This window comes from Phaeovulum sp. (assembly GCF_041596715.1).
Classification (GTDB): Bacteria; Pseudomonadota; Alphaproteobacteria; order Rhodobacterales; family Rhodobacteraceae; genus UBA6213.
In genome coordinates, this window is the sequence record NZ_JBFHIA010000140.1 from 1 (window position 1) to 8,404 (window position 8,404).

The 8,404-nt window shown below is 64.0% G+C and carries 10 protein-coding genes; 2 read left to right on the forward strand and 8 right to left on the reverse strand.

What is annotated here, in order from left to right; genetic code table 11:
* From ABY403_RS10405 to ABY403_RS10420, 4 genes are all read right to left on the reverse strand, one after another.
* Positions 1-350: glycosyl hydrolase 108 family protein (locus ABY403_RS10405; RefSeq protein WP_372840734.1), on the reverse strand; the 350-nt coding region annotated here is incomplete at its 3' end.
* Between the two features lie 71 nt (positions 351-421).
* Positions 422-865 (reverse strand): cytochrome c maturation protein CcmE, encoded by a 444-nt coding sequence (gene ccmE / locus ABY403_RS10410; protein WP_372840736.1) that lies wholly within the window; start codon positions 863-865, stop codon positions 422-424.
* Between the two features lie 10 nt (positions 866-875).
* Positions 876-1,904 (reverse strand): N-acetyl-gamma-glutamyl-phosphate reductase, encoded by a 1,029-nt coding sequence (argC, locus tag ABY403_RS10415; RefSeq protein WP_372840737.1) that lies wholly within the window; start codon positions 1,902-1,904, stop codon positions 876-878.
* Between the two features lie 129 nt (positions 1,905-2,033).
* A complete protein-coding gene (locus tag ABY403_RS10420) occupies positions 2,034-2,906 on the reverse strand; it encodes an S-methyl-5'-thioadenosine phosphorylase (RefSeq protein ID WP_372840738.1) in 873 nt (290 codons plus the stop codon).
* 119 nt (positions 2,907-3,025) lie between these two features.
* On the opposite strand from ABY403_RS10420, the gene ABY403_RS10425 reads away from it, so the two are divergent.
* The gene (locus ABY403_RS10425; RefSeq protein WP_372840739.1) at positions 3,026-3,901 is read left to right on the forward strand and encodes a DMT family transporter; all 876 of its coding nucleotides are present in this window, start codon (positions 3,026-3,028) and stop codon (positions 3,899-3,901) included.
* A gap of 116 nt (positions 3,902-4,017) precedes the next feature.
* A complete protein-coding gene (locus tag ABY403_RS10430; protein ID WP_372840740.1) occupies positions 4,018-4,551 on the forward strand; it encodes an adenine phosphoribosyltransferase in 534 nt (177 codons plus the stop codon).
* Between the two features lie 141 nt (positions 4,552-4,692).
* On the opposite strand, the gene ABY403_RS10435 is transcribed toward ABY403_RS10430, so the two are convergent.
* The 4 genes from ABY403_RS10435 to ABY403_RS10450 form a co-directional block, all read right to left on the reverse strand.
* On the reverse strand, positions 4,693-6,108 hold the full coding sequence (locus tag ABY403_RS10435; RefSeq protein WP_372840741.1) for an FAD-binding oxidoreductase: 1,416 nt from the start codon (positions 6,106-6,108) through the stop codon (positions 4,693-4,695).
* Positions 6,108-6,659, reverse strand: coding sequence for a DUF1697 domain-containing protein (locus tag ABY403_RS10440; protein WP_372840742.1), 552 nt, complete (start codon positions 6,657-6,659; stop codon positions 6,108-6,110). Before ABY403_RS10440 ends, ABY403_RS10435 begins: the two co-directional genes overlap by 1 nt.
* Positions 6,660-6,727: 68 nt before the next feature.
* Positions 6,728-7,312: a GNAT family N-acetyltransferase gene (locus tag ABY403_RS10445; RefSeq protein WP_372840743.1), complete on the reverse strand. Its 585-nt coding sequence runs from the start codon at positions 7,310-7,312 to the stop codon at positions 6,728-6,730.
* Positions 7,312-8,404: M16 family metallopeptidase (locus tag ABY403_RS10450; protein ID WP_372840744.1), on the reverse strand; the 1,093-nt coding region annotated here is incomplete at its 5' end. The genes ABY403_RS10445 and ABY403_RS10450, both read right to left, overlap by 1 nt.

Genomic DNA, 8,404 nt, shown 5'->3' on the forward strand with positions numbered 1-8,404 from the left:
ACCGCCAGATCATGGCCCATTTCGTTCAGCAGTCGCTGCAAGATGCGGATCGCGCCGCCGCCTGCGTTGACATACATGTCAAACACGGTGGCTTGCAGCGGTTCGGGCAAGGCGGCAAGGTTTGCGGCCTCGAAATAGTGCTTGATAAAGATCGCCTCGGCCTCTGCTGCGGTGATCGCGTGAACATCGGCCACGGTCACTTCACCGTCGCCGGTCAGATCAAGCCCGAGGCGGCGCAAGGTGCCGATGGTGACGCCGTGCTTGGTGGCACCACCCGGATCGTCGGGGTCATTGGTAAAGCCGCCCTCACGGGCGACGATTTCGCGGGCTATTTCAGCAACGGTTTTCACGGGCATCCCCCTTACTGGACGGGGGAAGGCTGGTCACATGACGTTAATTCATTGAGACCGGGCCGAACGGCTCAGGTGCCGGGCGCTTCGTAGACGCCTTGTTCCTTCAGCGCGTCGATCACTTCCGCGGGCATGTAGCTTTCGTCGTGCTTGGCAAGGATTTCGCGCGCGATAAAGGTGCCGTCTTCCATTGTGCCGGTGCCGACCATGCCCTTGCCCTCGCCAAACAGATCGGGAAGCACGCCGGTAAAGCGGACCGGAATCGAGGCACCGCCGTCGGTGACATTGAAGGTAATCGTGGTCGATGCGCCGCGCTGCAAGGTGCCGGTTTCCACAAGCCCGCCGATGCGGAAGGTCTCGCCCGGTTTCGGCGGCTGTTCGATAACCTGAACGGGCGAGCGGAAATATTGCACGCCGTCGCCTATCGCAAAATAGAAGGCCAGAAAGGCCGTTCCGAGTGCCACCGCAGCAAGTAGCAGAACTTGTACGCGGCGTTTCTTCTTCAGGCTTTTCATCGTTACTCCTTTACGGGAAGACCGGGGCGAGCATCAGCCCGGCGGTCTCTTCGATTCCCAGCATCAGGTTCGCGTTCTGGATCGCCTGCCCCGACGACCCCTTGTTAAGGTTATCAAGCGCAACCATCACCACCGCACGTCCCGGCAAGCGGTCACCAATCACGCCAACATGCACGAAATTGGAGCCTGCAATCGCCCGTGTCGAGGGGAGTGCGCCAAAAGGCAGCACCTCAAGAAACGGCTCTGGAGCGTAGGCGGCGGCCAAAGTTGCATGAATCTCGGCCGGATTGCCGCGCACATAGACCGTGGCAAGGATGCCGCGATTGAAGGGCATGAGGTGCGGCGTGAACTGCACGCGCACCGGACGGTTTGCCAAGAGGCTGAATTCCTGATCGAATTCGCCAAGGTGCCGATGGGTGCCCCCAGCCGAATAGGGGTGGGTGCCGCCCGAAAGCTCTGCATGCAGCAGGTTTTCCTTTAGGCTGCGCCCCGCACCCGAGACCCCGGCCTTCAGGTCGATCACGATCTCGTCAAGATCGATCACCCCGGCCGAAATCAGCGGGCGCAGCGCGAACTGGCCCGCGGCGGCGTTGCAACCTGTGCCTGCAACCAGCCGCGCGCCGCGGATCGCATCGCGGTAAAACTCGGTCAGGCCATAGACCGCCTCGCGCTGCAATTCGGGTGCGGAATGCGGCTTGCCATACCATTTTTCATATTCTGCGGGGTCGCGCAGTCGAAAATCGGCTGACAGATCGACGATTTTCAACTCGCGCGGCAGCGATGCGATCACCGCTTGCGAGGTGGCGTGCGGCAGTGCGCAAAACGCCAGATCGACGCCCGAAAAATCTATATCCTCGATCTTTTCCAGCGACGGCAGTGCGAGGTGGCGCAAATGCGGAAACACCTCGGCCATGGCCATGCCGGCCTTGCGGTCGCCCGATAGCGCCACGATCCGCATACTGGGATGGGTGGCGATGATCCGCACAAGTTCGGCGCCGGTATAGCCGGAAGCGCCGAGAATGGCGATGCGATGGGTCATGGCAAGCTCGCTGTCTTGGGTCAGTTCTGGGATGCCGGAAGGGGGGCCGAGATGCAAGCAGGATGTGCGCGCCGGGGGCCGCAGCGGCCAACGGCCGCGCATTTGCGTGGCAGGGCGCGGCGCAGCCCCCTACCGCAGCAATCGCCCTGCCACGGCATCCAGCCGCGCCAAGACCTCTGGGTCGCGCGCGTCGGGCGCGGTCATGATCGCGTGTTCCAGCGCGCGGTCGCATCCATGTTCGCAAGGCACGCGGTCCGCGCCCAAAAGCGCGGGCAGCCGCGCGACCAGACCGCGCGCGTGTTCGGCATTGGCACCGAGCGTTGCAACGACCGTGGCCACGTCAACCGCGCCATGGCCCTCGTGCCAGCAATCGAAATCGGTAATCATAGCGACCGAGGCATAGCAAAGCTCTGCCTCGCGGGCGAGTTTTGCCTCGGGCATTCCGGTCATGCCAATCACGTCGCAGCCCCAAACCTCGCGGTAAAGACGCGACTCCGCCAGCGTCGAAAACTGCGGCCCCTCCATCGCAAGGTATGTGCCACCTCGATGCACGCGCACCCCCTCGGCTTCGGCTGCGTGAAAGCACGCGTCCGACAGGCGCGCGCAGGTTGGCTGGGCAAAGCCCACATGCGCCACGCATCCGGGGCCGAAGAACGATTTTTCGCGCGCGAATGTGCGGTCGATGAACTGATCGACGATCACGAAGTCACCCGGTGCCATGTCTTCGCGGAAACTGCCACAGGCGGATACGGCCACAAGATCGGTCACGCCCAGCCGCTTCATCGCATCGATATTGGCGCGGTAGGGCACGCTGGTGGGGCTGTGCACATGGCCGCGCCCATGTCGGGGCAGAAACGCGATCGGCACACCGCCAAGGCGGCCCACCAGCACTTCGTCCGAGGGCTTGCCCCAAGGGGTTGCGACCTTGACCCAGCTTGCCCCTTCCAGCCCCTCGATCTGATAGACGCCCGAGCCGCCGATGATTCCGATCATGGTTTGCATTTTTGTCCCTATAATTGCCGCGTCAACCTATGCGCCTCGAGGCGGTTTTGAAAAGAGGGCGGTTTACACTTCGCCACGCACCAAGCTATCGCTTCCGCACCAGGCAAGGGAGAACGATGGTGAGCAACGCCCGCGGTAGCGTGCTGATGGTGGCTGCGATGGGCGGATTCGCGCTTGAGGACATGTTCATCAAGCGCACGGCGGCGGTGCTGCCGGTGGGCGAGATTTTGATGATCTTCGGGCTAGGCGGCATGCTTGCCTTTATCGTGATGGCGCTGAGGCGGGGCGAGCGGGTGCTGCACCCGGCGATCCTTTCTTGGCCGATCCTTGTAAAATCGGTGTGCGAGGTGGCGGGCCGCTTGGGCTACACGTTGGCCATAGCGCTTACGCCGCTGTCGAACGCCTCGGCGATTTTACAGGCAACACCGCTGGTGGTGGTCGCCGGGGCCGCGCTGATCTTTGGCGAGCAGGTCGGCTGGCGGCGCTGGGCGGCGATTGCGGCGGGCTTTGTGGGCGTGCTGATCATCCTGCGTCCGGGGATGGAAGGGTTCCGCCCCGCCTCGCTGTTCACCGTGCTGGGGATGCTGGGCTTTGCAGGGCGCGACCTTGCCACCCGCGCCGCAGCCCCGGTGCTGAGCAATGTGCAGTTGGGCATCTACGGGTTTTTCATGCTGATCCCGACAGGAGCAGCGATTCTGGCTGTTACGGGTGGTGCCGCGTTACCGGGTGCGCCTGAAATGGTGGGCCTCGTGCTTGCCACGATCTTCGGCGTTGCTGCCTATTACGGGCTGACCGCGGCGATGCGGATGGGCGAGGTTTCGGTCATCACCCCGTTCCGCTACACACGGCTGATCTTTGCGCTGGCACTGGGCGTGCTGGTCTTTCAAGAAAGCCCCGACGCCCCGATGCTGATCGGCAGTGCCATCATCATCGCCAGCGGGCTTTACACACTGGCACGGGCGCGCAAGGTGGCGCGCTTGGCAAGAGGCGGGTAAGCCATGGCGCGAGGATGGCAGGTTTTTTGAATGCGCTGCCGCGACCTTGGCCCACACTTCCTGCCGCCCCGACACCGTGTTAACCCTGCCGCGTTGATACCCGCCCGGAGACCCTCATGACCAAGACCGTCCGCGACTACATCCGCACCATCGCTGATTTCCCGCATGAGGGGATTCTGTTCCGCGATGTCACCACGCTATTCGCCGACGCGCGCGGTTTTCGCATGGCGGTTGACCAGTTGCTGCTACCGTGGACCGGAACCCGGATCGACAAGGTGGTGGGGCTTGAGGCGCGCGGTTTCATCTTGGGCGGCGCGATTGCGCATCAGCTTTCGGTCGGCTTCGTGCCGATCCGCAAAAAGGGCAAGCTGCCCGGCCAGACGATCAGCCAAGCCTACAAGCTTGAATACGGCGAGGCGATCATGGAGATTCATGAGGATGCCTTGCAACCGGGCGAGCGGGTGCTGATCGTCGATGACCTTCTGGCCACTGGCGGCACCTGCGAAGCGGGGATCAAGCTGGTGGAAAGGCTTGGGGCCGAGGTGATTGGCTGCACCTTCGTCGTCAACCTGCCTGAACTTGGCGGCGAAGCATTGCTGCGCAAGCTTGGGGTCAATCTGCACATGTTGTGCGAGTTTGATGGCGCCTGAAGCGGCGCTAACCAATTTGCAACCCGAATCACGATAAGCCGGGCAGGTCAGAAGGTTCGGCTGCTTGCACCACGTGAACCTAATGCGCCGCGCCTCGTTACGGTTTCTCCGTGGCGGGGCGCGGTCTTTTCCGGCGGGCGTTCAACCCTGCCGCAAAACCGCGCCGGGGTTCATGATGCCAATCGGGTCGAGCGCGGCCTTGATATGGCGCATCGCGGCCAGTTTGCCGGGGTCGCCGTAGCGTTCCAGATCGGCCAGCTTCATCCGCCCGATCCCGTGTTCGGCAGAAATCGAACCGCCAAACTCCGCCACCAGATCATGCACCAAGGATTTTACCGCCCCGCGCTCGGCCTCGTAACTGTCGCGGTGGCGGCCCTTGGCCGGAAAGACGTTGTAGTGCAGGTTGCCGTCGCCAAGATGGCCAAAACAGTTGACCCGGTAATCGCCGTGCCGCGCCAGTGCCGAGTCGGCCTTGGCGATGTAGGCTGCCAGCGCGTCGAGCGGCAGCGAGATGTCGTGGCTTGAAATCGCGCCGACCCGGCGGTTCGCCTCGGGGATCGCTTCGCGCAGGCGCCACATTTCGGCGCGCTGCGCCCCGTTTTGCGCGATCACCCCGTCAGAAACCAGCGCGGCCTCCAAGCCCGCCTCGAACAGCCCCGTCAGTGCGGCCTCGGGGTCGATGCCGTCAGGCAGACCCAGCTCTACCAGCACCGTCCATTCGGGCGGCACGGCAAAGGGCTGGCGCAGGTCTGGCATGACCTCGGCCAGAAAGGCCAAGCCCTGCCGGTGGATCAGCTCGAAGGCCGAGATGCAGCCCGTCAGCCGCGCCTCGGCCAGCGCCAGTAGCGCCAGCGCCTCTGCTGGCCCCGCCACGGCCAGCATCGCCGTGCCCTCGCCGGCAGGGCGCGGAAACAGGCGAAGCGCCGCTGCGGTAATCACACCCAATGTGCCCTCGGACCCGATCATGAGGTTGCGCAGATCGTAGCCGGTGTTGTCTTTGCGCAAGCGTTTCAACCCGCCGATCACGGTGCCATCGGCCAGCACCGACTCGATGCCAAGGCACAGATCGCGCGCGGCACCGTAGCGCAGCACATTTACCCCGCCCGCGTTGGTACCAAGCACCCCGCCGATGCGCGCCGAGCCTTGCGCCGCCAAGGTCAGCGGAAACACCCGCCCCACGGCGGATGCGGCGGCCTGCACATCGGCCAGCACCGCCCCCGCCTCGACTATCGCCACATTGCCGACCGGGTCGATCTGGCGCAACGCCGCCATCCGTTCCAGAGACAGGATCAGCGGTGCTGGCCCCTCGGGGTTGACCTGTCCGCCGACAAGCCCCGTGCCGCCGCCATAGGGCACCACCCCCACCCTTTCGGCCGAACATTGCCGCAAGATCGTGGCGACCTCGGCAGTGTTGCGCGGCCGCGCGAGCACCCCGCCCTGCCCAAACAAGCGACCGCGCGGCTCGACCAGATAGCTTGGCGGGGCATCGCAGAGCGTGCCTTCAGGTAGCAAGGCACCAAGGCGCGCAGAAAAGCGGGTGTCGGCGGTGTTCAGCATCATTCCTCCGTCACGGCCAAATCCTGCGCCATCTGCGCCACCGCCTCTGCCGTGCGCAGATTGCGCGCGGTGGCGGGCACGGCCAACAGCCGCTCGGCGCGCGCCGCAAGCGCAGAGCGGCCAATACCTTCTGGCGCATAAAGATAGAAGGCGGCATCGGTCAGATGAAACACCTCACCCCGTGCCGCCAATGCACGCAAGCCAGCAACATCGGCCCCCGCTGCGGGTTGCGTCAGAAAGAAGATATGCACGCACTTTGGGTCTGCGCCCGCTTTCGCAAATGGGTTGGCGGCCAGAATGTCGGCCATCTCACCGACCCCGCGCAGCAGCACCGAGGGGCGAAAGCCGAACTCTACCGCGATACCTGCGGCAATTTCGGCCTCAAGCGCGGGCGCGGTGTGCGCAGATCGAAAGACTGCATTGCCACTTTGAATATAGCTTCGAACGTCACGCGCCCCGAGCCGCTCTAGCATCGCACGGAACGCCGCCATCGGAAGCCGCCCGGCGCTGCCGACATTTACCCCGCGCAACAATGCGACCCAGACCGTCATGCCTACCCCGAAACCTGCGGTTTCTTCATTGCGCACTAACCCCGAGGGTTCCGGGGCGGCACCCCATTTCAGCCCGCGCCGCTGCGCCCGCGCCGATCGCCGCGCAGCGTGGCATAGAGCACATGGTTGCGCCAGCGACCGTTGATTTGCAGATAGCTTTGCGCCACGCCCTCGTATTTGAAGCCGCATTTCTCTAGGCACCCACGCGAGGCGAGGTTTTCGGGCAGGCAGGCAGCTTCGACGCGGCTCAGATCAAGTGTGCTGAAGGCGTGATGCACAACCGCCTCGATCGCCTCGCGCATATATCCTTGGCGTGCGTATTTCTCGCCTACCCAATAGCCAAGCGTGCCGCCCTGCGCAGGTCCGCGGCGGATATTGTCGAGCGTGATCGCGCCGATAAACGCCTGATCTTCGCGCCGGATCAGAAACAGCGGCAAGGCAGTGCCCCCGGAGCTGGAACGTGCGGCCCAATAGACGCGGTTGGCAAAGGCCTTGCGGGTCAGATGTTCGGGCAGCCATGTCGGCTCCCACGGGGTCAGGAAATCGCGGCTTTCTGCACGCAGGCTCAGCCAGTCGCGAAAATCGGAATGCAGTGGCAAGCGCAGCGTCAGCCGCTTTGCCTCGATCCGAAGCTTCGGCTTGCGCATCAGCATCAGCGCGACAACTCCTCACGCAGTGCTTGCAGGCCCGGTGCCGCCTCGACCGGCCCATAAAGCGCCAGTGCCGAGCGGCCCGAGGCGGCAAGGCGCGCGCCGAAGTCGCGCACCAAGGGCGTTGTGACCGCTTCGATACGCGCGGAAATCTCGTCCAGCCCCGGCACCCGGCCATAAACGGCCAGATTGCGCGCCATCCGCTCCGCGCGGCTAGAGGGGCTTTCTAGCCCCATCAGTAAACCTGCCTTCATCTGCGCGCGTGCCCGCGCCACCTCGGCCTCGGTCATGTCGCTGGCGGCGCGCTTCAATTCGGTCATGGTCAGTTCGCAAAGCGCGCCAATGTCTTCCGCCGATGTGCCCGCGTAGATCGTGATCATCCCGGTATCGTCGCTTGCCCCTGCTTGGGCGAAGATCGAATAGCAAAGACCGCGCTCTTCGCGAATCTTCTGGAACAGGCGCGAAGACATGCCGCCGCCAAGGGCAGTTGCATAGATCTGCGCGGTGTAAAGATCGGGGTCGAGAAAACTTGGCCCTTCCAGCGCAAAGGCAAAGTGGACCTGTTCGAGGTCTTTGACTTCGCGCCTTTCAGCACCCATCCAGCGTGCCGCCTCTACCTGCTGCGCGCCCTTGGGCGCGAGACCGGAAAAAAGCGCCTCGGCCTGACGCACCAGTGCTGCGTGGTCCACCGCGCCTGCGGCCGACAGGATCATCTGATCGGGGCCATAGCGTTCGGCCACGAACCCCGACAGATCGGCCCGGCGAAAACCCGCGACGCGTTCGGCTGGCCCCAGAATGGTGCGCCCCATCGGCTGATCGGGGTAGGCGGCCTCTTGCAGCCAGTCAAAGATGATATCGTCCGGTGTATCCAGTGCCTGCCCGATTTCCTGCAAGATCACGCCGCGCTCAACCTCGATCTCGCGTTTGTCGAAGGCGGGGTTCAGCACGATATCTGCGATCACGTCCAGCGCCATGCCGACATCGGCACCCAGCACCCGTGCGTAATAGGCGGTCATCTCGCGCGAGGTATAGGCGTTGATATAGCCGCCTACATCCTCGATTTCCTCGGCGATCTGCAAGGCAGAGCGGCGGGCG

What these genes read in the sequence shown, in the direction of transcription:
- ABY403_RS10445 (WP_372840743.1), bottom strand. Translation starts at nt 7,312, where the DNA reads ATGCTGATGCGCAAGCCGAAGCTTCGGATCGAGGCAAAGCGGCTGACG.
- ABY403_RS10435 (WP_372840741.1), bottom strand. Translation starts at nt 6,108, where the DNA reads ATGCTGAACACCGCCGACACCCGCTTTTCTGCGCGCCTTGGTGCCTTG.
- ABY403_RS10440 (WP_372840742.1), bottom strand. Translation starts at nt 6,659, where the DNA reads ATGACGGTCTGGGTCGCATTGTTGCGCGGGGTAAATGTCGGCAGCGCC.
- ccmE (WP_372840736.1), bottom strand. Translation starts at nt 865, where the DNA reads ATGAAAAGCCTGAAGAAGAAACGCCGCGTACAAGTTCTGCTACTTGCT.
- ABY403_RS10420 (WP_372840738.1), bottom strand. Translation starts at nt 2,906, where the DNA reads ATGCAAACCATGATCGGAATCATCGGCGGCTCGGGCGTCTATCAGATC.
- argC (WP_372840737.1), bottom strand. Translation starts at nt 1,904, where the DNA reads ATGACCCATCGCATCGCCATTCTCGGCGCTTCCGGCTATACCGGCGCC.
- ABY403_RS10430 (WP_372840740.1), top strand. Translation starts at nt 4,018, where the DNA reads ATGACCAAGACCGTCCGCGACTACATCCGCACCATCGCTGATTTCCCG.